Consider the following 22,648-nt stretch of genomic DNA (forward strand, 5'->3'; position numbering starts at 1 on the left):
TAGCGTTTAGCCAGAACCAGGGGTTCGGGCTGTGCGCATGATCTGGTAGCTGTAGGTTACGAGTCAGCGTTGGAAAAGCAGCGCTGCACCAGGACTCGGCACGCCTATCGGTGAACGCGGTGTGAAGGTGAATTTGATAGGTCAGGCCTTTAAGACGGCGACAGACCGATTGGCCAACCCGGCGCGGGTATCGGACCCCGACAAGCTGCGCGCCGCGGTTACGGGCAAGACGGTGCTGGTGACCGGCGCATCGTACGGAATCGGCGAGGCGACCGCCCGCAGGCTTGCTGCGGCCGGTGCGAAGGTGCTGCTGGTCGCCCGATCGGCGGAACGGCTCGACGACCTCGCCGCGGCGATCAACGCGGGCGGCGGGCAAGCGGTCGCCTACCCGGCAGATCTGAGCGACGAGGCTGCCGTCCACGTCCTGACCAAGCAGATCACCGAGAACCACGGCCCGCTCGACATCGTGGTCAGTAACGCCGGCAAATCGCTGCGCCGGTCGCTTCATCACCAGTACGACCGCCCGCACGACTTCCAGCGCACCATCGACATCAATTACCTGGGGCCGATCTGGCTGCTGCTGGGACTGCTGCCGGCCATGCGGGAAAACGGCGGCGGCCACATCGTGAATGTCTCGAGTGTCGGCGTGCGCGTGGTGCCCGGTCCGCAATGGGGCGCCTACCAGGCGTCCAAGGGCGCATTCGATCGCTGGCTGCGCAGCGTGGCACCCGAACTGCACGCCGACGGCGTCACTATCACGTCGGTCTACTTCGCGCTGGTCCGAACCCGGATGATCGCACCGACGCCGATCCTGGGCCGCCTTCCCGGGCTGTCCGCGCAGGAGGCCGCCGATGCCATCGCCAAGGCGATCATCGAACGCCCGCGCACCAACGAACCGCCGTGGGTATTTCCGGCCGAACTGTGCTCGGTGCTGTTGGCCGGACCCGCGGATTGGGCGGCCCGGTTGTGGCATCGTCGCTTCTTCGCCGATTCCAGCGGCCGAAAGGACCAGGGATGACAGACGGTGTGGCCGCCACGACCGCCCGCGCGTTGGTGTCCTCGCGGTTGCTGAGTGTGCCCACACCGATCGCGGCGCTGCGGCTGATCCGCGAGGTGTATCGCGGCGGCACGAATCTCGCCACGCTGGCCGCTCGCTGGCCGGATCGCACCGCGATCATCGACGACGACGGAGCGCTGACCTACCGCGAGCTGCAGACCATCACCGAGGCGCTCGCGCACGAGCTCGTCGACGCCGGTGCGGGGCCGGGCGAGGCGGTGGGGATCATGTGCCGCAACGGCCGCGGCTTCGCGGCCTCAGTATTCGCCACAGCGCTGGTCGGTGCCGATGTGGTGCTAGTGAATACGGAGTTTCGCGCCAATGCCCTCGCCGGCGCGCTGAGCACGCACCAGGTCATAACGATGTTTTGCGACAAAGAGTTTGCGGCCCAGATCCGCGAAACCGCCCCGTCGGTCCGGGTCATCGATCCGGCCGGCGCCGAGATATCTCCAGGCAAGTCGCGGCCTAAGGTTGCATCGTCGGGCCGAATCGTGTTGCTCACCTCCGGCACCACTGGCATCCCCAAGGGTGCGCCGCGCACACCCCGGATCAGCTCGGGCCTGGGGGCGGGCGTGACCATCCTCGAACGCACCGGGTTGCGCAGCGGGTCGCGAATCGCCTTGGCAACCCCCATGTTCCATGGTCTCGGATTCGGTATCATGACGCTCGCCGTCAGTCTGGGCGCCACAATGCTGACCCGCCGCCGCTTCGACGCCGAAGAAACACTCGCACAGGCGTCGTTGCAGGGCGCCGATGCGATGAGCGCCGTACCCATCATGCTGGCGCGGATCCTGGATCTGCCGCAGCGGGTGCGGTCGCGCAACCCGTTGTCGCTGCAGGTTGTCATATCCAGTGGCGATCGGCTCGATCCCAGCCTGGCGCGGCGGTTCATGGACTCCTACGGCGACATCCTCTACAACCTCTACGGCTCCACTGAGGTCGGAATTGGCTCCCTGGCAACACCTTTCGAGTTACGTCACGCCCCGGATACGGTAGGAAGACCGGTCGCCGGCTGTCCGGTTCGCATTCTCGACAAAAGCGGCAATCCCGTCGGGTCGCGGGTGACCGGCCGCATTTTCGTCGGCGGTGAGCTGGGCTCGGAAGGCTACACCGGCGGGGGCGGCAAGGCTGTCGTCGACGGCTTCACCAGTACCGGAGACATGGGCTATCTGGACAACTCGGGCCGGCTCTACATCGTCGGTCGCGAGGACGACATGATCGTCTCGGGTGGTGAGAACGTGTATCCCCGCGCGCTGGAAAACGCACTCGCCGAGCATCCTGACGTTGCCGAGAACGCGGTCGTCGGGGTGCCTGACGAGCAGTTCGGGCGCCGACTGGCAGCGTTCGTTGTTACCCGCGGGCAGCGCGACGTCGATGTGCCGGCACTACGGGAGTACTTGAAGGACAAGGTCTCTCGTTTTGAACAGCCCAGGGATATCCATATCGTCGACAGCATTCCGCGCAACCCTGCGGGCAAGGTCATACGTAGGGAACTGGCGACTTAGGCATCCGGCTGATCGTCTGGTTCGCCTTCGGGCGCGATGACGCCGACGGTCTTGTTCAGCCAGTTGGGCGCCAGCCACGAGACCGCGGTGGCACCTGCTGTCGCCCCCATCACGCCCGACCAGGCGACCGGTCCCAGCGGCGTGCATCCGAAGAACTGGCTGACCACCGGGGTTTGAATGATGCCGACCAGCACGCCCGCGCTGCCCAGTGCGGTCGCCACCACGAGTGGGCTGTGCTGGCGCGTCAGCAGGGTCTGGGCGAGCTGAGTCGTCACCAGCGCCGCCAATCCCATTGTCGCTGTGCGGCGTTCGCTGCCCGGCGTGTAGCGCCCGATGCCCCAGGCGGCCGTCGCGCCGGCGGCGGTGACGACACCACGGGTGACGATCTGGCGCATCAGCGGGGCGTCCAGCGACGGCGTGGGCCCGGTCAACACCGCGAGCCGGTGTGCGGCACGGGCCTTTTCGGCCTGCTCTTCGGTCTGGTACTGGGTTTCGTCGGGTTCGACGTATTGCGACGTGACGGCAACCGCGAGCGCGGGGAACATGTCGGTGAGCAGGTTCACCAGCAGTAGCTGACGCGTTCCCACCGGCGCGCGCCCCTGGCCGAACGCGGTCCCGATGATGGTGAACAGCACCTCGCCCACGTTGCCGCCGACCAGGATCGTGACGGCATCGCGTACACCGGCCCACATGCTGCGGCCCTCGACCAGTGCGTCGAGCAGCACGGACAGATCGCGGTCGGTCAAGATGATGTCGGCGGCTCCCCGGGCGGCCGACGAGCCCCGACCGCTCACGCCGATGCCCACGTCGGCCATCCGAATCGCGGCGGCGTCGTTGGCGCCGTCACCGACCATTGCCGTCACCCGGCCGCAGCGCTGCAGCGCGGCCACGATCTGCACCTTCTGCTCCGGGCTGACGCGAGCGAAGACCGCGACGTTGGAGACGACCTTGGCGCAGGCGTCCTCGTCGAGACCGGCAAGCTCGGCGCCGGTGATGACGCGCGCATCCGCCGGCAGTCCCAGCTGACGGGCGATCGCCCGCGCGGTGATCGGGTGGTCGCCGGTGATCAGCACCACCTCGCGGCCGGCGGCCTCCAACGCCTCGATCAACGGACGCGACGATGCCCGTGCGGTGTCGGCCAATCCGACGTAGCCCAGCAGCTCGAGGTCCTGCGCTGTGGCCTCGACGGCATCGACGTCGGTGTCCTCGTCGTGGGAGGTGCCGTTGGGCCACGGGCGCCGCGCCACCGCTAGTACCCGCAAGCCCCGCTCGGCGAGGCTGTGAACCACCGATTCCGCATGTGCACGGTCGGCCTCCGGTTCGGCGAACCGGCAGCGCGGCAGCACCACCTCCGGGGCGCCCTTGAGCATCAGTACCGGCGCGTCCGCGTCCGCGCTCAGCGTGCCGATGGCGGCGGCGTAGCCACGGCTGGACTCGAACGGCACCTCGGCGAGCAACTGCCAACCCGAATTGTTCTTGGTGAGAAGGAAACTCGCTGCGGTGATGATCGCCTCGTCGGTGGCGTGCGCATGACCCTGGCCCTCTTGGGGCTGCGGCGACGCCCACGCGGCGGCCCGCAGCACCGCGGCCGACCGCGGATCCTCGGCCTCCGGGAACGGGTCGCCCGGTTTGGCATCGTGCGGCACGGCGCACAGCACACGCAGCCGGTTCTCGGTGAGAGTTCCTGTCTTGTCGAAACATACGGTGTCGACCCGGCCGAGGGCTTCGATGGTGCGCGGCGAGCGGACCAGTACCCCGCGCGCAGTCAGGCGCTGGGCGGCGGCCAGCTGGGACAGCGTGGCCACCAGCGGCAGGCCCTCCGGCACGGCGGCCACCGCGATCGCGACACCGTCGGCGACGGCCTGACGTAACGACGCGCGGCGCAGCAACGCCAGCGCGGTCACCGCGGCGCCGCCGGTCAGGGTCAGCGGCAGCACCTTGCTGGTCAGCTCGCGCAGCCGGGCCTGGACTCCGGCAGCCGTTTCGACGTTGGCGACTGCCGAGATCGCCCGGTGCGCAGCGGTGTTGACGCCGGTAGCCACGACGATCGCGCGAGCGCGGCCCGCGATGATCGTGCTGCCCTCGAACAGCATGCTTGCCCGCTCGCGGTCGTTGACGGCGACCGGCTCCACCTGCTTGTCTACCGGGAGCGACTCTCCGGTGAGCAGTGATTCGTCGACCTCCAGGTCTTCGGCCACCAGCACACGCGCGTCGGCCGGAACCACCTCCGGTGCGGCCAGGTCGATGACGTCGCCGGGCCGCAGCGACTTGGCGGACACCGTGACCGTGCGGGTGGCGTGTTGGGCAGCCTCCAGGCGGCGTCGCATGGTGGCCACTGCCGGGACTACCACGCGGCGCACCAGCTGATCCTGCTCGGCGAAAAGTTCGGCGGCCGCCGCCTCGGCCCGCAACCGTTGTGCCCCAACGGTTATCGCGTTGGCAGTCATGACACCGCCGACCAGCAGCGCGTCGATGTTACTGCCGACGATGGCCGACGCGGCCGCGCCGACGGCCAGAATCGGGGTCAGCGGGTCGGCGAGCTCGACCCGGGTCGCCGAAGCCAGCCGAGCCAGGGTGTGCAATGGTCCGCGCAGCCCATCGAACGGTGGGCTGTAGGACAGGTCATCGAGGCGGCGGCGCCAGGACGGCGTCAGGGTCTCCACCGCCAACGGTCGCGAGCCGCCGGCCAGCCGCGAGTACACGATCTCGGGATCCAGGGCGTGCCAGGTGGTGAGCGGCTGGGGGGTCGGGTCGGGAAGGCGTAGCACCCGGCCGGCCGAGAAGGCTCCGGCCACGATCGCGGTGGCCGCGGCGGTGTTGACCGGGTTGAGCCAGCGGCGGAAGCTCATCGGGTTGGTGGGTCGCTCCTGATCGCTGCCGGTGACCAACAGCAGCCCGGCCAGCGTGGTACCGCCCTGGGCAAGGTGTACCGCCGATTCGCTGGCCGAGCGGGCCACCGGAATCGCGGACAGGATCCGAACCGCGTCGGCCAAGTCGGTGCCGGTGATGATGTCGGCGGTCCACGGCGTCGCGGCGCGCGGATCATCAAGTGCCACACCGATATCTGCGATGGCCAACGCGGCCAGCGTGTCGGTCGACGCGAAGTCGCGGTGCACCGCGGTGATCAGCAGCACCGGTCCGCGATCGGCCCGCAGCTCGCGCACCACGCCCAGCAGTGGCGTACCGGGCGGGTGCGTCGCGCCGACACTCGCGGTGAGGTCCTCGGTACCGGCCACGTGACGCAACACCACTCGGGCTCCGGTGCGATTCGCGGTCTGCAGCAACGGGATCGCGTACGGGTCGGCTTCCCAGCCGACTTCGACCCTGCCGACGATCTCGCCGTCGACCACCAGGTCGGCACTTTCCAAGCCCTGCGCGGGGGTAGCCGACGGGCCTTGTACCGGAACCCATCTCAGATGCGCACCGGTGGCGGGCAACTCGTCGTGGTCGGGCTCCGGCGCTTCCTCGCCATGCAGCAGGGCGTCGGCGACCTCGTAAACCCGGTCGTCGTCCCAGCCGGGTGCCTCGCCGATCGACTGCAGCACCGCGCGGTGGTCACCGCGCAGCGCGGCGCCGTCGATCACGACCACTCGCACCCGGTCCAAGCGGCGCAGCGCGCCCGGGTCGAGCACCAGCTGCCCGCCGTTCGCGAGGCCGCGACCCAGCGTCGAGGCGAACGCCTGGCGGCCCATGTGAGCGGCCCTGGGCACCCCGGCCTCGATCGCGGCGGCCGCGTCTTCGGTGCCGCCACCGGCGACCAACGCACTGGCCGCGGCGATCAGCGAGCCGTTGGCTGCCGAGTTGACATAGGCCTCTACTGGTCCGGCCATGGAGCCTTTTTCGGTGTCCATCGCGGCGTCGATGGCTCCGCCGACCACGACGTGTGAGGCTTCGCCCGCGGCTGCGGCAGCCCAGCTGTGCCGGGGTACCTGCGAGTGGGCTCCGGCCGACGAGATGACCGGGACCACCGGAGCCTGCGGGCGCTCGGGCGAGGCCAGCTGCGGCTCACGTTCACGCCAGACGCGACGGTGCGCGGCCGCCTCGGTGATTTGCAGGGTCCGTTGCGTCATGTCGAGCAGCGGGGTGCCGAGCGCTTGAGTCAGCCCGTTGGCCGCCGCGGTGGCTGCCGCCAGGGCAACGTCGGTGCCCACGCGACCCAGTCGCGACTCGAGGATCGCCACCATGCGCGGCTGATGGTTAATCAGAGCGGCCGCTGCCCGGGTGGTTTGCGGTGCGGCGGGCAGTCGGGTCACCCAGCCGGTGACCGCGGCGGTCACCGCGACCATGTCCATGGCCGCGGCGGTCAGCGGCACCAGAATCGCCAGCGGGTTACCCGGGTCGGCGAATGGCGCGGAAACTGGTACGTCCGACTTCGTGGAAGCCAAATCGGCGGCAATGGCCGCAACCGTCGTCCGCACGTCGTCCACGACGACTTCGTTATCCGCGTCGTCGCAGAGTTCGACGACCAACCGGCCCAGGGCGCCCTCGACGTGGGCCTCGGCCACTCCGGGAATCCGGCGAACCGGCTCCTCGACCACCGCCGCGTATTCGTACCAGCGGGAGAACGGCAGCAACGGGTCGAGGTCCAGGTGTACCCGCTGCCCGCTCTGCCAGCGCACCGGCGGCCTGATGTGGTCGGGGGAGCCGTTGGGGGAGGTGTTGATTCCGAGCGCCCGGCCGGTGGAAGTCGCCATCGACTGCACGACAGGGCCGGCCAGTTCGGCTACCGGGCTCGCCAGGAGCTGCACCGCACCCGCAGCGCCGGCCGCGGTGGACATGCCGGCCTTCACCAGCTGGGCCGCTCCACCGGTGACACCAGCGACAACGCTGGTTACACCCGGAATCTTCATTCACTCAGCCTTCAGCTACGTTCGTCGCGCTAATAATCGTGGGGTGTCGGGGACCTGTCCACATATGCGTTCGAAGGCAGGCCGTGCGACGACACCAACAGTTCTGATGGGTGGGGATTCACTGGGTGAACAGCGGGTGTAATCGCGTCCCTTTGGGGCAGTTTACCGGCTGGGCGGCAGATCGAACGTGGCGAACAACACCGGGTCGAGGAAGACGGTAATGGCGGCGACGCCGGTGGCGCCCGGGGTGATCACGTGAATTGAATGGGCCCGCAAGACACCGTCGTCGGCGCGGCGGTACTCGGCCACCGCGGGTTGGGCATTCGCGGCTGTCTGAACCATGGAAATATCGCCGACAGTCGTAAATGCCTGTGCAGCAAGGAATTCCATCACAGTGTCCCGCCCGGTAAACCATACGGGAAGCGGCGGCATTTCGAGTTTGACGTCCGTCTGTAGCAGCTCCGTGAGTGCGGCCATGTCGGAGTTCTCGAATGCCGCGCAGTAACGGTCGAGCAATTCGCGGCGCTTGGCATCGTCGGGCTCCAGCACGTCGTCGTCGGTGGGCGAAACCTCGGCGAGGCGGGCCCGCGCCCGCTGTAGGGCGCTGTTTACCGAGGCAGGTGTGGTTTCCAGGAGTTCGGCAACCTCGGCAGCGCTGAACTGCACGACGTCACGCAGAATCAGCACGGCACGCTGACGCGCGGGCAGCTCCTGCATCGCCGTCATCACGGCCAGTCGCACGCTGTGCCGCACCGTCACGGTGTCTTCCGGGGTCGCGAACAGGTGCGTGTCGGGGAGCGGCTCCAGCCACTGATGGGCGCCGGCGCCGCCGGCGAGATCGGCCTCCGGATCGACCGAGCTGTCACCCAACCCGGCCGGCAGCACGCGCCGGGCTCGGTTCTCCAGCGCACGCAGGCACGCCGTGGTGGCGATTCGGTACAGCCAGGTTCGCAGCGCGGCGCGCTCCTCGAATGCCTGGTAGCCCCGCCAGCCGCTCAGGTAGGTCTCCTGGACGAGGTCCTCGGCATCGTGCACCGAGCCGAGCATGCGGTAGCAGTGCGCGATCAACTCGCCTCGATACGGCGCCGCCTGCTCGATGAAATCCTCCTGAGCCGACACGATCGCTCTCCCATCTCGGCCTCGGTCTCGGGTGGCCCGAAACGCTACTCCAGTACAGAGACGTCGGGACGGCGAAATTCATCGGCTTTGCGGCGATGAATTCGGGCGGTGCGCCGTATCTCAATTGGTGGATGTCGACCCACGCCGGCGTTCGCACCGGCACAGTTCTCCAAGGAAGCGAGTACGGAAATGAAACCGCCGAACCAGACCCACCCCGGCAGAGTTGCCGGTACCACCGCGATCGTGACGGGGGCCAGCCGCGGTTTCGGTCGCGCCATCGCGACCGCATTGGCCGAAGCGGGCGCCGAGGTCGTCGGTGTGGCGCGCAGCGCCGCCCTGCTCGACGAGGTCCGCGGGGAGCTCGGCGACGTCTTCATCCCGGTGGTCGCCGACGTCGCCGATGCGGCCACCGCGAGCCAGCTCATTGACAAGTACGCCCCGCGCACCCTGGTGCTGTGCGCCGGGTCCACGCCGCGGATGAGCCCGTTGCCGGAGCAGAGCTGGGCAACCTTCAGTGCCAACTGGAATGTCGATGTCGCGCAAGCTTTTCACTGGACCCGGCACGCGCTGGCGCGTCCATTGCCGCCGGGCAGCTCCGTGATCCTGATGTCCAGCGGCGCGGCGGTCAACGGGTCGCCACTGTCCGGTGGCTACGCGGGCGCCAAGGCAACCGTCAGGTTCATCGGCAGCTATGCCGCCGGCGAGTCGGACCGAGCCGGCCTGGGAATCACCTTCGTCTCGCTGCTGCCGCGATTGACGGCCGCCACCGAGCTCGGCGCCCAAGCCGCGGCGGCCTACGCCAAGCGCCAGGGTGTCGACGTCGACACCTTCGTCGAGCAGAACGGACCCGCGCTGACCGTCGAGCAGGTCGGCACGTCGGTATCGGCGATCGCCGGCGGCGAACCCGGGCAACACGGCGCCTACCTGCTCACGGCATCAGGTCTGTCGGCGCTGAACTGAACTCACCCAAGGTCAGGCGAAATCGAAAGGCGGACAACGCAATGAACACACCACCGATCGTGTCGGCCCAGGAGTGGCAGGCCGAACAACAGCGACTGCTGGTCAAGGAGAAAGAGGTGCTCCGGGCACACGATGCACTGGCGGCCATGCGGCGGCGGATGCCGTGGCTGGCCGTGGACAAGCAGTATGAATTCGACGGGCCCGAGGGTCCGGTGAACCTGGCTGGACTCTTCGAAGGCCGGCGCCAGCTGATCGTCTACCGTGCCTTCTTCGGCTCCGACATTCACGGCTGGCCGCAGCACGCCTGCCGCGGCTGCTCGATGATCGCCGACCACATCGGGAACCTCGCCCATCTCAATGCCCGCGACACCACGCTGGTGTTCGCCTCGCGTGCGCCACAGCCCGACATCGAGCGGTTGAAGGCGCGGATGGGCTGGCAGATGCCCTGGTACACGATCACCGACGGCTTCGACACCGACTTCGGCGTGCACGAATGGCACGGCACGAACGCGTTCATCCATGACGGCGACCGGGTTTTCCGCACCTACTTCATCAACAACCGGGGCGACGAGGTGCTGGGCAACACCTGGAGCTTCCTGGACATGACGGCACTGGGGCGCCAAGAAGCCTGGGAGGATTCGCCGCCGGGATACCCGCAGACCGCCCCGTATGAATGGTGGGACTGGCATGACGCGTACGGCCAGCACGAGCCCTCGCGATGGTTCGGCGAGCCCGACCCGAACGATCCGGATGACCAGCGGCCGCCGCGCGGCGACTGAACGGGACAGAATATTCGGGACCAACTGCAGCGCCACAAGTCAATGTGCTCGCGAATGACGAGCCGGACAAAGCGCGGTTCCGACGTCAAGGTGTTGACATGTTCGCCGCGATGTCCGGGACCGGACGAATTAGAGTCGGGTGTCAACTGCGCGCGAAGTATTGATTTATAGCCGGCGAAAGTGTGTGCTGGTCGCGCCGACTCACCAGACAACATGACCTACAGCGGCCAACGCCGTTCGGGCCGTGCAGGATTCACCGATACCCGGCAAGCAGGAATATTGGTGTTTGACATGAATTTAGGGGACAAGACGTGGAGTTGTTTCGCCTCACGGCACAGCGGGCTCGTGAGATGTTCGAGATCCGGGAACTGTCTCCGGTGGAGCTTTTGGACGCGGTTGTTGCCCGTACTCGCTTCACCGAGTCAACCGTCAACGCGGTGACTGAAGAGTTCCTCGAGGAGGGCTACTCGGCGGCGCGCGAGTCCGAGGCGCGGTTCGGGGGGCGGGGCGGTGGAGCGCCGCGGCCGCTCGAGGGGATTCCCTTGATGCTCAAGGACGAGCAGCCGATCGCGGGGAGACTGGCTGAGTACGGCTCCTTGCTTGGCCGCGGGATGGTGGCGAGTCATACGCATCCGATCATTGATCGGATCTTCGAATCGGGTGCGGTCGTGCACGGACGTACCGCGACGCCGGAATTCTCTTGCACCGCGGTGACACACTCGAAGCTATGGGGCGTGACGCGTAATCCTTGGAATCTGCACGTCACGCCAGGCGGCTCGTCGGGCGGGTCCGGCGCCGCCTTGGCCGCCGGATCGACGATCCTTGCCACCGGTTCGGACATCGGCGGGTCAATCCGAATTCCAGCGTCTTACTGCGGGGTGATTGGGTTTAAGCCGCCGTTCGGACGGGTGCCCAGTTTGGCGCCGTTCAACCTGGATTCCTACTGTGCCGACGGGCCCATGGCGCGCAGTGTCGCGGACGTCGCCGCCCTTCAGAACGTGATCGCGGGTCCCTGGGTTAAAGATCAGGCCTCACTTCGTCCGGCGAGTCCCGTCGTCGCAAAGGCGGCGCGACTGGATGGTGTCCGGGTGGCTCTGTGTCCCACCCTTGGCGACTACCAGCCAGATGATGCGGTCCTGGTGAACACGGCATCGGTAGCGGACGCGCTTCGAGCGCTCGGAGCCGAGGTAGTAGAAGTCACGCTGCCGTGGAGACGGGAACACATCCTAGAGATCGCAATCGCGCACTACGCTGCGGTGATGGGGGCGTCAATCCAGAGCGTTGTCGACAACGATTCTCGGCGCGAGGCGCTTCTGATGGACTATTCGCGCGAGGTCGTACGAGTGTGCGCACAGGCTGGCGACTACGCCTCGGGGTTAGAGGAAGAAGTGGCGATCTATCGACCCCTCGGAGAGATCCTGGTCGAATTCGATGCTTTGCTCTGTCCCACGGTTGCCGGTCTCGGACCGGCGGCTGACGATCCCGGTGCCGACTTCAAAGCTATGTTCGACGGCCTTATGACGGTCCCGTTCAACGTGATCGGGCGCGTACCCGTGCTTGCAATTCCCTCCGGGATCGCGCCGAACGGGGTCCCCACGGGCGTGCAGCTAGTCGGCAAGACGTATGACGATGCAATGGTCTTCCGGATAGGCGCCGCCGTCGAAGCCGAATTGTCCCTGTGGACCTCCGAGGAGTGGTGGCCTACGGTCGTCGCCGAGGGGGATATGTAATCTGTAGTGGCTCAACGAGTTTCCACGCTGATCCCGAGATGGCCTTCTGACTTGTAGTGGCCGCCGCCGGGACCGCGTGCTTTCCGGCTAAGCCGAAGCGGCGCTGCCGGCTCACACTATTCAGTGCGAAAAGCGCGGTTTACAGAATTCGGTGGTGTGCCCTATCGACCTGGTAGCCGGCCGGGAATGACTTCTCGATGACCTGCAGCTGGTGGTCCACCCTGGACTCCAGCTCAAGAACTATGCAGCTATCGCCGAGTGCTTTTGATTCGAGAACTATGTACCGCTGACCACAATCGGTGATCGGGTCGCCCGAGTGCAATTTCTCGACCGGCACCGACTCCGGAGTTCCATCTGCCTCCATCCCTGACACGGTAGGTCAATTCCGGGGGTGAGGGAATAGACCGCTATGTGGTGTCGGCCTGCCGTTGCTTGAAAAACACGCTCACCCGAGAGATTAGGCCATCGGTGTCTTGTTCGAAGAGGATGCATTCGGGCCACGTGATCGCGACGCTATCGATCTCGAACGTCTCGGACAGCTCTGCGTACGACACCCGGGAGTCCACGTGCGAGACCCGCTGCACGTGCAGTCGATGGCCCTTCAGATTGGTGCATACCTTGCGCAGGTAGGCGACATAGTGCGCCTTACCCTCGACGACATCGCAGAACGGTCCCTCCCGGGTCAAGCCTTCCTCCGCGATGGTGTCGGCCAGTCCGTCCCAGTCGTGAGCCGCCAGACATTCCAGGTAGCGCTCGACCACTTGACTTTGCGTCCCCATGCCTTCTCCGCTCGCTGCTGGGTTCACGGTAGGCGCGGCGTGGTCGCAAGGCTAGGTTCTTTGCTGTGAGCTAGTGGACCGCGCACTCCGAACATGCGCTGTCGGATCAGTACGAAATTTGCCGGCTTGCTGTCCGCGGGAAAATAATGCAGTGATCCGCGACAGGATCACAGGCGGCCACCAGTCTTTCAAGCGCTTCGGGAGCGGACCATTGTTGCTTTCTACCGGCCAGGAACCAGTCTGCATTATCTTCGGGCGGTATCTCTATGCGCGGCCAAGAGTGCACTCAACAATGCGGCGGGATGACACGAAGACGTAATAAGTACTCGGAAGGCGTGAGCACAATTTCCGAACAGCGGGCGCCCTCAGAGTCTTGACAGGATTAAAAGTCAAGCCGGGTAGTGTCGGAGACTTCATCGATGCAGCTGAGCTGGAGCTTGGCTCATTCAAGCTTGCAGAGCCGACGGCTGGTGCTGGGTCAGGCAATGGATACCTCCGCCGCGCTCGAACAGAAGCCGCGCGTCGACGGTTACGACCTCTCGTCCGGGGTACTGCTCGGCAAGGATCGCTACTGCCCGCTGGTCTGACGGGTCGTCAAAACTGCACGCGATGACGCCCCCATTGACTACTAGGTGATTGATGTAGCTGTAGCACACGAACCCTTGAGCGTCCTTGAGCGTCGTTGGTGCCGGAATCTCAGTGATCTCCCATGACCTTCCGGCAGCGTCGTGGCTCGCTTCCAGTGCCGTGCGAATCTCCTGACAAACTCGATAGTCCGGATGCCCCTCGTCGCGCTGGGTGTGCAGTAGTAACCGCCCCGGCGAAGTAATTGTGGCGACGAGGTCCACATGCCCTCGCGTGCCGAAATCACTGTGGTCTCGGGTGAGGCCCCGTGGCAGCTAAACCGCGTGAGTTGTTCCGAGCATGCGGGCCAATTCGTCCTCAACATCGGCGCGAGTGATGCCTGGGTTGCGCGCGTGGTCGAGTTGTACTGTCTCGGTGAGTAACACGGTACCTTCGCCGTCGACTTGAATTCCGCCTCCCTCGTTCACCAACCATGAGCTCATCGCTGGTAACCCGGCGCGTTGCGCTACGAAGTAGCCAACTTCGTTGTCCGCCATAAGCTGTGGCCATTGGGTACCCCAGCCGTTGAATAGCCAATCGATCGCTACCACAGATCCGTCGGTGTTATGCACGAAAGTTGGCCCGATGTCGCGCATCCATGGCGCGTTGAGCGGTGCCTCAACTAAGTCGATCTCTGTCGAAAGGTAGGACTGCGCTGCTGAAATTTGGCTCGGATCCACCACCATAGTCACGGGTTCGAATTCGGCAACGGCGTGAGCTACGGCTGCCAACATGGTTCGTATCTTGTGGTGGCCACGTTCATCAATTCCCAGCGCAAGACTGCTGCTGGGAAACCCCATCCAAACCTGGTCCTGCGGTGCCGACTCCGCCGGCATTTTCCAGCCGTTCATTTCACTGCTCGCTCTCGAAGTGACGGAAACAAACGCCGACATGTTGCCTCTTTGATGTAGACCACTCGTTCCTGTTCGAACGCCGTCGGACATACCGGGCGCAGAGGCAGATGCTGTTCGTTTAAGACGATAATGTCTTATATGAGATAGTGATATCACAAGATGCCATGACTGTCCAAGCGGAGGCTGGTGTGGATTCGAGCTTTGGCTCATTCGAGCTTGCAGACCGACGGCAGGTGTTGGGTGAGGCGATCGAGCGCGGCGTGGTCGCAAGGCTAGGTTCTCTGCTATGAGCTTGTGGACCGCGCACTCCGAACACGCGCTGTCAGAAGACGTGCCCGCGCCTTTAGAAGCGGTGCGTGACTTCTACGTCGATTTGGACAACATCAAACTCGTGCACCCGCTGATCGTGTCGGTGGAGTCGCTTGAGCGCAGCGAAACCTCGGATGGCTACCGGCACAGCTACCGGGTGGTCGATCGAATTCCGCTGGGACCGTTCACCATGCAGATCACCTACCAGGCATGCCTGCATGTTCGCCATAGCGGCTACGTGCTGACCGAGGCCGATCAGTCCCCCGGGGTGCGCCTGCGCGGAATGGTGAGCTTCGAGCCGATCCGGGAACCGGTAGTCGGCACCCGGATCACCGAGCACATCCGGATATCGGCACCCCGGCTATTGGCCCCGATCACCAGGAGCAAGGGAGTCAAGGCTCACATCGCAATGTTGGCCGGCATTCGTAGTCACTTCGAATCCGGCTGAGCCGCTGCGAATCCGGGGTTAGTTAGACGCCGGCGAAATCGATGACTCCGCGAATGTTGCGGCCCTCGCGCAGATCGACGAATGCCTCGTTGATTTGGTCGAGCTGGTAGTGGCGGGTGACCAGCTCGTCGAGTTTCACCGCGCCGGCCTGATACATCGACAACAGCATCGGCACGCTGGTACGCGGATTCATCCCGCCGTACAGCGCTCCCCGCAGCTGTTTGGCCGACAGCGTCATCTCTTGCAGCACCAACCCGACCGGTGGCTCGGTGAACGGGGTGATGCCGGTGAGCACGCAGATCCCGCCCTTGCGAAGCAGCGTCATCGCCAAAGGAATCAGGTCCACATGCACCACGCCGGGACACACGACCACGCGGTCCGCCATCAGGCCCGCGGTGATCTCTGTGACCAGCGGTATTGCTTCCTGCGCGGAGGCGGCGGTGTGCGTGGCCCCGAAAATCTTGGCCGAATCTCGCTTGGACTCAACCGGATCCACCGCGACGACATATTTTGCGCCGACGGCCCGCGCTCCTTGCAGGGCGTTCATCCCGACACCGCCGGCGCCGATGACGACGACGGTGTCGCCGGGTTCGGTGCCCGCCGATATCGTCGCGGAACCCCATCCGGTGCTGACCCCGCACGAGACGAGCGAGGCGGCGTGGAACGGGATCGCGTCGTCGATCTTGATGACCGACCTTTCCGACAGCACCGCATATTCGGCGAACGTGCCGAGTTGCCCATAGGCCAATAGGTTTTCGTCACCGAGATGCCGGCGGCAGGTTCCGTCGGTGGGCATCTCTCGCACGAACAGGCTGGCGCCGATATCGCAGATGTAGCTCTGGCCGTTCACGCAAAACCGGCAACTGCCGCACGCCGGAATAAACGAGAGGGCCACGTGGTCGCCCGGCCGCACCGTCGTCACGCCCGGCCCGACTTCTTCGACCACCCCCGCGCCCTCGTGACCGCCAAGCAGTGGGAACCAGTCCGGCGCCGGCTGACCGCTTGCGGCCACCGCCTCGGGAGTCGGCACCACGTCGCCGGTGAACAGATGGTCGTCGGAGTGGCAGATTCCGGCGACGGCGATCCGCACCAGGACTTCACCGCTGTGGGGCGGATCCAGTTCAATCTCGCGGATCTCCCAGTCCTGGCCGACCCCGCGGATCACAGCGGCACGACACTTCATTGCGATCTCCCTATTGTCTCGAGGCATTTGCGGTACCAACGCGGCGGGGCGTCAACCCGGCTCGCAGTTCCCGTTTGAGCACCTTGCCGTAGCTGTTTTTCGGTAGCTCGTCGACGAATTCGTAGCGCTTAGGCCGTTTGAAGCGGGCGATGCGCCCCAACACATACGCATCCAACGCCGCGGGGTCGACCGCGCCGACGATGAACGCGACCACCACCTCACCCCACTCGGCATCGGGTGTGCCCACCACGCATGCCTCCAAGACGCCGGGGTGCTCGAGCAGCACCTCCTCCACCTCCCGGGGGTAGATGTTGCTCCCGCCGCTGATGACCACGTCCTTCGATCGATCTCGCAGCGTGAGAAAACCGCGCGCGTCGAACGAACCCATATCGCCGGTGTAGAGCCAGCCTTCTTTGAGCGTGGCGCGGGTCGCGTCGGGATTTTGCCAGTATCCGGACATGACCGCGTCTCCGCGGCAAACGATTTCGCCGACCTCGCCGACGGCCGCCGGTCGGCCGTCGGCGCGCAGCACCACGACCTGCATCCCCGAACGCGCATAGCCGACCGAACCCAGAATCGCGTCGTCGTCCGAGTCGTGATCGACACCGCGTAGCCCGGTGATAGTCATCGGTGACTCGCCCTGCCCATAGATTTGCGCGAAGATCGGGCCGAATGCCGTGATCGCCTTCCGCAGGCTTTCGACATACATTGGACCGCCGCCGTAGACGATCACCTTGAGATTGGCCGGACGGCCGCGGCCCGTATCGACCAGTCGCTGCACCATCGTCGGGGCCAGAAATGCGCTGACGGCCGGGTGGTGCTCGCACAGATCGAGGAACTCGTCGGGATCGAACGCACCCGAGGAGGGCACCACCTGGCGGGCGGCGCGCAGCACGTACGGCAGCACGTAGAGGCCAGAGCCGTGCGACATCGGTGCCGCATGCACGAGGCTGCAGTCCTCGTCGACAGCGTCGATGTCGGCAAGGTGCGCGACCGTCATCGCCGTGAGGTTGCGGTGCGACAGCATCGCGCCCTTCGATCGGCCGGTGGTTCCGCTGGTGTAGAACAGCCACGCCAGCGCGCTCGGGTCGGTGTGTGGGGGTGCCGACGCGAGGGCGTCGAATCGCCGTGAGTAGTCTTGGGATTCAATGATTTCCGTTGGCGTCGCAGTGATCGATGCGAGCTCGGCGCCAATCGTGGCGGAGGCGAACACCTGCGCCGCGCCCGCGTCGTCGAGGATCTGCGCCATCTCGCGCGGATGCAGCTTGTAGTTGATCGGGACGACGACGCACTCGGCAGCCCAGATCGCAAACATCAATTCGACGATCTCGGGGCGGTTCTGGGTGGCGATCGCGATTCGAGCACCCACGCCATGCTGTTGGCGGATCGACGCGGCCAGCCGCAATGCCCGGTTGTGCAACTCGAGCCACGTCCACAAACGGCGACTCCCGTGGTACACGGCACCGCGATCGGGGAACCGGCTCGCGGCCGCATCGAGCATCGCAAACAGGTTCATCGCTCGATCCACTGCGATTCCAACGCGAACTCCGAAAGGTACTTCGTCGAACTCCATCCGCCGTCGACGACGATCGTTTGGCCGTTGATGAAACTTCCACCCGGCGAGCACAGGAACGCGACGGTGCTGGCGATATCGTCAACGCGGCCCAGCCGCTGATGCGGAGTCATTTCGGTGTTGATCTTGCGGAATCGCAGATCCTCCAAACGTTTTTCGACCATGGGCGTCACCGTCACGCCCGGCGCGACGGCGTTGCAACGGATGCCGGATGCGCCGTACTGGCAGGCGATGTGAGTGGTCAGCGCGGTCAGTCCGCCCTTGGCGGCGGAGTACGCGCCGCCTCGCAGCCCGCCGACCACCGCGAAAGTCGACGTCACGTTGATGATTGCCGACCCGGGCGCCATGTGCGGCAGCACGTCGCGCGCCAGCCGAAACGGAGCCCGCAGCATCAAACCCAGGAAGTAGTCCAGGGTCTCGTCGTCGGTTTCGTGTAGCGGCTTGGGGTTGCCCACTCCGGCGTTGTTGATCAGGAAGTCGATGTGGCCCCACCGCTGCACCGCGAGGTCCACGATGCGTCGCGGCGCGTCATCGTCGGTCAGGTCGACAGCGAGCGTCGCGACGCGATCCGGATCGTTGATCGCCCTTTCGAGCCCGGCCAGCCGAGCCCGGTCGCGGCCGATGCCCACGACCGCCATGCCCATCTCGGCAAGCTTTGTTGCGCACCCCAAGCCGATGCCGCTGCTTGCTCCCGTGACGATTGTGATCTGCATCTCACCCATCCTGTGTCAGCACCGCGCGGATCTGATGTTTGAGTATCTTGCCCGCGTCGTTCTTCGGCAGGGCATCCCAGATCACCACCCTTTCTGGTGCCTTGAATTTGGCGACCCCCTTGCTCACCAGCAGTGCAAGCAGGCTCGCGACGTCCGGGCTGGCCGCGCCCGCGGGGACGATCACCGCACAAGCCCGCTCGCCAGTGCGCTCATCGGGCAGTCCGACGACTGCGATCTCGGCGATGCCGGGATGGTCGGCGAGCAGGTCCTCGACCTCCTTGGCCGAGATGTTCTCACCGCTGCGGACGATGATGTCCTTGGCCCGGCCAGTCACGACGAGGTACCCGTCATCAACCCAGCGCCCAAGATCCCCAGTGCGGAAAAAGCCCGCGGCATCGAAAGAGTCGGCGCCGTCTTTCCGATGTCGGTAACCCAGCAGCATTTGTGGGCCGCGCACACAGATCTCCCCGTCACCGGCGGGCGCCGACTCGTGTGGGACGAGTTTGATCTCAGCGATGCCGGGTCTGCCGTCGGTGTCCGCCGCGTGATCGGCCTCCGGTGGCCGGGGTGCGCCGACGGTCGCAACGGGCACTTCCGTGCAGCCGTACACCCTGGTGACCACCGCATGCTCGAAATACTCTGTGGCGCAACGGATCAGCGACGGCGATACGGACGCGCCGCCGCAGATGAATACCTTCAGGTCGGGCAGCCGGGTGCCGGCGCGCTCGGCGGCAGCCAACAGTTGCTGCAGGAATGGTGTTGCCCCCGCGATGTGGGTACACCGCTCGGAGGCCATCAGTGCGACCGCTTGTGACGGTTCCCATCGGTCCATCAGTATCGCGGCTGTGCCTAGCAGTAGCGGGCATTCGAACGCGTAAATCGAGCCACCGATATGGGCAACCGGCGACGGGACCAGGAACGTGTCGCCCGGGGCGATCATCCAGTGGTCGCTGATCTGACAGATCAGCGCGTGTATCGAATTATGGGTGTGCAGTACGCCTTTCGGGCGGCTCGTGGTGCCGGATGTGTAGAGGATCATTCGCACTGAATCGGGATCCAGCGCGGGCAGGGTTGCGGAACCTAGTGGCCGCTCCAGTAGGAGCCGATACGGTGTGTACGAACCGGCTTGCCCGTTTTCGGAGCCGCGCAGCACCACCACTGTCGGCGCCGGGCTCATCGTGGTCGTTACGCGTTCGAGCATCGCCGCGTAGTCGTGGCCGCCGTATTGGTGTGGCACGAAAATCATTGCGGTTTCGGCGTCTTCGAGGATGAAGTGCAGATCGTGGTCGCGTAGCGACGGCAAGATCGGGTTCACCACCATACCGGCCAGCGTCGCGGCCAGATAGATGACGGCGGTCTCGTACCAGTTCGGCAGCATGAACGAGACGACGCTGCCCGTCGGCATGCGCGACATCATGGCGGCAGCCAGCGCGCTGGCCTGCGTGTATAGCGTGGCACAGTCCAGCCGAATACCCTTGTCCACCACAACTATTCGTTGTGGCGAATCTGCTGCGGCCGTGCGCAGTGAATCGGCCAGCGTGGTGTGCACCCACAGCCCGCGGCGGTATGCCTGCGCCGCGTGTGCCGTGTCCTGCGGGACCCGGGCGATCACATCAACCGGCCTGACCAGTCACGCGACGCATGGTCATCGCATACCGGAATCTGGACGACAGGTGGGTGTTGATCGTCACTTGGGCCACCTCGCCGTCCGAGGTCGTGTAGGTGCGCCGCATCTCGAGCGCGGCCGTTCCGGCTTCCACGCCCAGGCCGTCGGCCAATTCTGCCGATAGCGCGACGGCGGCGATCTCTTGGTGCAACGCAGCGACGCTCACGCCGAACAGATCCTCGATCAACGGAAAAATCGGGCCGGTATGGCGCTGCAGCAACCTGCCGACCGCGGCGAAACTCCGGGTGATGTAGTACTCCGTCCGGCACATCGGCACCGACGCACCGTCGGCTCGCCGGTAACCACGCACCGACAGCCACTGAGTCCCGACCTCGAGTCCGGTCCGAGCTGCGAGGTCGTCGTCGATCGTCACCATCGCGTTGGATTCGATGGTCAGCTGCGCGCCGGCCGCGAACGCGAGGAGGTCGTCGATCGACATCGCGTCCTGGGCATAGGAACTCGACGCCGTCCGGGGAACTACCCGGGTACCCGCGCGGGGTCGCGACGCGACCAGGTTGTCCTCTCTGAGCCGGCGCAGGGCCTCGCGGACGGTGTAGCGACTCACCGCGAAGCGCTCGCATAGTTGGTGCTCGGTCGGCAGCTGCGAGCCCACCGGGTAAACGCCGTCGACGATCTCCTTGCGCAGCGTGCGTGCGATCTGTAGGTAGCGGTGGTCGCCCGCGATAGCCGCCGACATCAGCGGCCGTCCCTGGTATGACGCACTGCCAGCACGCTGCCGTCGCCATCGGCCGAGATGTAGAGCGTGCCGTCGGCCGCGGCGGTGATTCCGGCGAATGGGCCCTGCGGTCCGGAAAACGGTGGCATGCCGCGCAGCGGCTTGGGTGTCACGCCCGGCGGGGGACCGACCGGCAGCCCGGACGCGATCGTGCGCCGCGCGTGGCCGGTCAGGTCGAACGCGATCAACTCCTTGGCGCCGGCATCGACGATGTAGAGCACACCGCTTTGGACCGCAATGCCCTGCGGCCGTTGCAGATCGGCGACGACGGTGTTGATCCTCGACCCGTTCACCCTGACCACCCGTCCGGCTCCGGCCTCCGCGACCAGACACGCGCCGTCGGCATCGATCGCGACGCCGACCGGCTCACGCAGATCCGTCGCCAGCACCTCGATACCCCCCGACTGCAGCGACAGCACCCGCCCGGTGCCCAATTCCGCAACGACCACCCCACTCGGGCTCAGGGTGACACCATAAAGCTGGTCGAAACCGTCTGCCAGCACCGCGCTTTCGTTCGCCTCCGGCCGGTAGCGGGCGATCTGGCCGCCCGATGTCGTGACGACGAACTCGCCGGGTCCGGTCGCGACGACGCCGCGCAGAAATCCGGGATAACCGGGGCTGAATAGCATTCCGGCGGTGTGTAAAGACCCGTCGGGCAGTGCGACGTAGAAGTAGGTGCCGTCGGCGATGTAAAGCTGTCCGTCATGGCCCACCGCCAGGTCCATCGGCCAGTTGAGTCCGCCTGCCAACACGGAGCGCGTTGTGCCGGCGGGCGATATCTCGGTGATCTCGCCGGTGAAGTTGGATACGAAGAGCCGGTCGCCGACGAAGGTGCAGTTGTCCAGCCCCGGATTCAGCTGGGCGAGCAGTTGCTGTTCGCCGCTGCGAGGATCGATGCGCAGCACCTGCCCGCTCGCCACCTGCGTCGAGACGAGGTAGCCGTGCGCGTCGAACTTGACCGAGTCGGGCACACCGAGATTGCCTGCGACACACTGCGGATCGCCGCCATCGGGGTCGATACGCCAGATTTCGTTGGCGCCCATCACCGGGAAATACAGCAGGCCGTCCGGGCCGACCTCCATCGCATTCGGCGAGGGCACATTCTCTAACAGCACCCGCGGCGGCCCGCCCGCCAGGTCGAATTCCAGCAGCCGCCCACCCTCGCGGCATTCACCGATGAACAATCGGCCTGCATGAATGGTGATGCCGTTGGCTGAAGGAACGTCGTCACGTAACACCCGCGTTCGACCGCTGGTGTCGCGCACGCTGACCCGGCCGTCCATCACCTCGGTCGCGTACAGATTGCCGCTGGCATCGAACGCGACGTCGTCGGGCGCCACGATGTCGCCGCCCTTGGGGCTGGCGGTCACCAGTTCCCCAGTGCGGTGATCCAGCGCGCTGATCTGACTGCCGGTCACCTGGGCGATATAGATGCGACCGTCCGGGCCGGTGCGCAAGCCATTGGCGCCGAACAGCCGGCTGGGTGCGGTGACCTGCTCGAGCTCCCATCCCTGCGCGACTTCGATCGGGTGTGCCCCGGAATTCGAGGGGGCATACCGCGAGGGCTGCGTTGAGATGGCCCTTGAGATGGACATGCTCGCCGAGGTCCTTCCGTCAGCCGGTTGGGCTGGACGTTATCAACTCCTCCTAGTCCAGACAATAGCTACGAATGTGTTCCGGCTCGACCTTGACAGCGAAGTCCGCTGATCGGAATAGTGTTCTCCAATGGACAGAATCCCGTATTTTGTCCGGACAAAATGAGC

General features: G+C 65.7%; 16 protein-coding genes and 1 pseudogene. 6 read left to right on the forward strand and 11 right to left on the reverse strand.

Annotation, left to right across the window (positions count from 1 at the left end):
- The first annotated feature begins 127 nt into the window (after window positions 1-127).
- Both DB708_RS10815 and DB708_RS10820 read left to right on the forward strand, forming a co-directional pair.
- Window positions 128-1,018 carry an SDR family NAD(P)-dependent oxidoreductase gene (locus tag DB708_RS10815; RefSeq protein ID WP_235616727.1) on the forward strand — a complete coding sequence of 297 codons (891 nt, stop codon included), beginning with the start codon at window positions 128-130 and terminating at the stop codon, window positions 1,016-1,018.
- Window positions 1,015-2,562 (forward strand): AMP-binding protein, encoded by a 1,548-nt coding sequence (locus DB708_RS10820; protein ID WP_108921933.1) that lies wholly within the window; start codon window positions 1,015-1,017, stop codon window positions 2,560-2,562. The genes DB708_RS10815 and DB708_RS10820 overlap by 4 nt, the downstream gene beginning before the upstream one ends.
- Here the strand turns inward: DB708_RS10820 and DB708_RS10825 are convergent.
- A complete protein-coding gene (locus DB708_RS10825) occupies window positions 2,559-7,412 on the reverse strand; it encodes a cation-translocating P-type ATPase (protein ID WP_108921934.1) in 4,854 nt (1,617 codons plus the stop codon). The two genes, DB708_RS10820 and DB708_RS10825, sit on opposite strands and share 4 nt — an antisense overlap.
- A 162-nt stretch (window positions 7,413-7,574) precedes the next feature.
- Complete coding sequence (locus tag DB708_RS10830; protein ID WP_108921935.1) at window positions 7,575-8,531, reverse strand: sigma-70 family RNA polymerase sigma factor; 957 nt, start codon at window positions 8,529-8,531, stop codon at window positions 7,575-7,577.
- A 189-nt stretch (window positions 8,532-8,720) separates the two neighbouring features.
- On the opposite strand from DB708_RS10830, the gene DB708_RS10835 reads away from it, so the two are divergent.
- The 3 genes from DB708_RS10835 to DB708_RS10845 all read left to right on the forward strand — a co-directional run bounded on the left by DB708_RS10835 (window position 8,721) and on the right by DB708_RS10845 (window position 12,000).
- Entirely contained in the window at window positions 8,721-9,491 is a 771-nt protein-coding gene (locus tag DB708_RS10835) for an SDR family NAD(P)-dependent oxidoreductase (RefSeq protein ID WP_108921936.1), read from the forward strand.
- 41 nt (window positions 9,492-9,532) lie between these two features.
- Window positions 9,533-10,270: a DUF899 domain-containing protein gene (locus DB708_RS10840; RefSeq protein ID WP_108921937.1), complete on the forward strand. Its 738-nt coding sequence runs from the start codon at window positions 9,533-9,535 to the stop codon at window positions 10,268-10,270.
- Window positions 10,271-10,581: 311 nt separating this feature from the next.
- The gene (locus DB708_RS10845) at window positions 10,582-12,000 is read left to right on the forward strand and encodes an amidase (RefSeq protein ID WP_201263488.1); all 1,419 of its coding nucleotides are present in this window, start codon (window positions 10,582-10,584) and stop codon (window positions 11,998-12,000) included.
- A gap of 139 nt (window positions 12,001-12,139) precedes the next feature.
- Here the strand turns inward: DB708_RS10845 and DB708_RS10850 are convergent, their stop codons facing one another.
- From DB708_RS10850 to DB708_RS10860, 3 genes and pseudogenes are all read right to left on the reverse strand, one after another.
- Window positions 12,140-12,364, reverse strand: a complete 225-nt coding sequence (locus DB708_RS10850) for a hypothetical protein (RefSeq protein WP_108921938.1) — start codon at window positions 12,362-12,364, stop codon at window positions 12,140-12,142.
- A 43-nt stretch (window positions 12,365-12,407) separates the two neighbouring features.
- Window positions 12,408-12,779 (reverse strand): nuclear transport factor 2 family protein, encoded by a 372-nt coding sequence (locus tag DB708_RS10855; protein WP_108921939.1) that lies wholly within the window; start codon window positions 12,777-12,779, stop codon window positions 12,408-12,410.
- A 446-nt stretch (window positions 12,780-13,225) separates the two neighbouring features.
- Window positions 13,226-14,254, reverse strand: a pseudogene (locus DB708_RS10860) (agmatine deiminase family protein).
- 289 nt (window positions 14,255-14,543) lie between these two features.
- Between DB708_RS10860 and DB708_RS10865 the strand changes: the two are divergent.
- Complete coding sequence (locus DB708_RS10865; RefSeq protein WP_108921940.1) at window positions 14,544-15,014, forward strand: SRPBCC family protein; 471 nt, start codon at window positions 14,544-14,546, stop codon at window positions 15,012-15,014.
- Window positions 15,015-15,036: 22 nt separating this feature from the next.
- Here DB708_RS10865 and DB708_RS10870 read toward each other — a convergent pair whose 3' ends face one another.
- The 6 genes from DB708_RS10870 to DB708_RS10895 are packed head-to-tail and all read right to left on the reverse strand — an operon-like array spanning window position 15,037 to window position 22,480.
- Complete coding sequence (locus DB708_RS10870; RefSeq protein WP_108922248.1) at window positions 15,037-16,179, reverse strand: NDMA-dependent alcohol dehydrogenase; 1,143 nt, start codon at window positions 16,177-16,179, stop codon at window positions 15,037-15,039.
- Window positions 16,180-16,207: 28 nt separating this feature from the next.
- The gene (locus DB708_RS10875) at window positions 16,208-17,713 is read right to left on the reverse strand and encodes an AMP-binding protein (RefSeq protein WP_201263489.1); all 1,506 of its coding nucleotides are present in this window, start codon (window positions 17,711-17,713) and stop codon (window positions 16,208-16,210) included.
- Entirely contained in the window at window positions 17,710-18,492 is a 783-nt protein-coding gene (locus tag DB708_RS10880; protein ID WP_201263490.1) for an SDR family NAD(P)-dependent oxidoreductase, read from the reverse strand. Before DB708_RS10880 ends, DB708_RS10875 begins: the two co-directional genes overlap by 4 nt.
- Window positions 18,485-20,095, reverse strand: a complete 1,611-nt coding sequence (locus DB708_RS10885) for an AMP-binding protein (protein ID WP_108921942.1) — start codon at window positions 20,093-20,095, stop codon at window positions 18,485-18,487. Before DB708_RS10885 ends, DB708_RS10880 begins: the two co-directional genes overlap by 8 nt.
- 1 nt (window position 20,096) lies before the next feature.
- Window positions 20,097-20,846: a GntR family transcriptional regulator gene (locus tag DB708_RS10890; protein WP_108921943.1), complete on the reverse strand. Its 750-nt coding sequence runs from the start codon at window positions 20,844-20,846 to the stop codon at window positions 20,097-20,099.
- Window positions 20,846-22,480 carry an SMP-30/gluconolactonase/LRE family protein gene (locus DB708_RS10895; RefSeq protein WP_108921944.1) on the reverse strand — a complete coding sequence of 545 codons (1,635 nt, stop codon included), beginning with the start codon at window positions 22,478-22,480 and terminating at the stop codon, window positions 20,846-20,848. Before DB708_RS10895 ends, DB708_RS10890 begins: the two co-directional genes overlap by 1 nt.
- Window positions 22,481-22,648: the final 168 nt, after the last annotated feature.

This window comes from Mycobacterium montefiorense, from assembly GCF_003112775.1.
Taxonomy (GTDB): Bacteria; Actinomycetota; Actinomycetes; order Mycobacteriales; family Mycobacteriaceae; genus Mycobacterium; species Mycobacterium montefiorense.

Bases quoted from the DNA above. Each gene is read 5' to 3' on its own strand.
- DB708_RS10875 (WP_201263489.1), bottom strand. From the start codon at position 17,713: ATGAACCTGTTTGCGATGCTCGATGCGGCCGCGAGCCGGTTCCCCGAT.
- DB708_RS10835 (WP_108921936.1), top strand. From the start codon at position 8,721: ATGAAACCGCCGAACCAGACCCACCCCGGCAGAGTTGCCGGTACCACC.
- DB708_RS10895 (WP_108921944.1), bottom strand. From the start codon at position 22,480: ATGTCCATCTCAAGGGCCATCTCAACGCAGCCCTCGCGGTATGCCCCC.
- DB708_RS10850 (WP_108921938.1), bottom strand. From the start codon at position 12,364: ATGGAGGCAGATGGAACTCCGGAGTCGGTGCCGGTCGAGAAATTGCAC.
- DB708_RS10865 (WP_108921940.1), top strand. From the start codon at position 14,544: ATGAGCTTGTGGACCGCGCACTCCGAACACGCGCTGTCAGAAGACGTG.
- DB708_RS10855 (WP_108921939.1), bottom strand. From the start codon at position 12,779: ATGGGGACGCAAAGTCAAGTGGTCGAGCGCTACCTGGAATGTCTGGCG.
- DB708_RS10890 (WP_108921943.1), bottom strand. From the start codon at position 20,846: ATGTCGGCGGCTATCGCGGGCGACCACCGCTACCTACAGATCGCACGC.
- DB708_RS10840 (WP_108921937.1), top strand. From the start codon at position 9,533: ATGAACACACCACCGATCGTGTCGGCCCAGGAGTGGCAGGCCGAACAA.
- DB708_RS10820 (WP_108921933.1), top strand. From the start codon at position 1,015: ATGACAGACGGTGTGGCCGCCACGACCGCCCGCGCGTTGGTGTCCTCG.
- DB708_RS10825 (WP_108921934.1), bottom strand. From the start codon at position 7,412: ATGAAGATTCCGGGTGTAACCAGCGTTGTCGCTGGTGTCACCGGTGGA.
- DB708_RS10880 (WP_201263490.1), bottom strand. From the start codon at position 18,492: ATGGGTGAGATGCAGATCACAATCGTCACGGGAGCAAGCAGCGGCATC.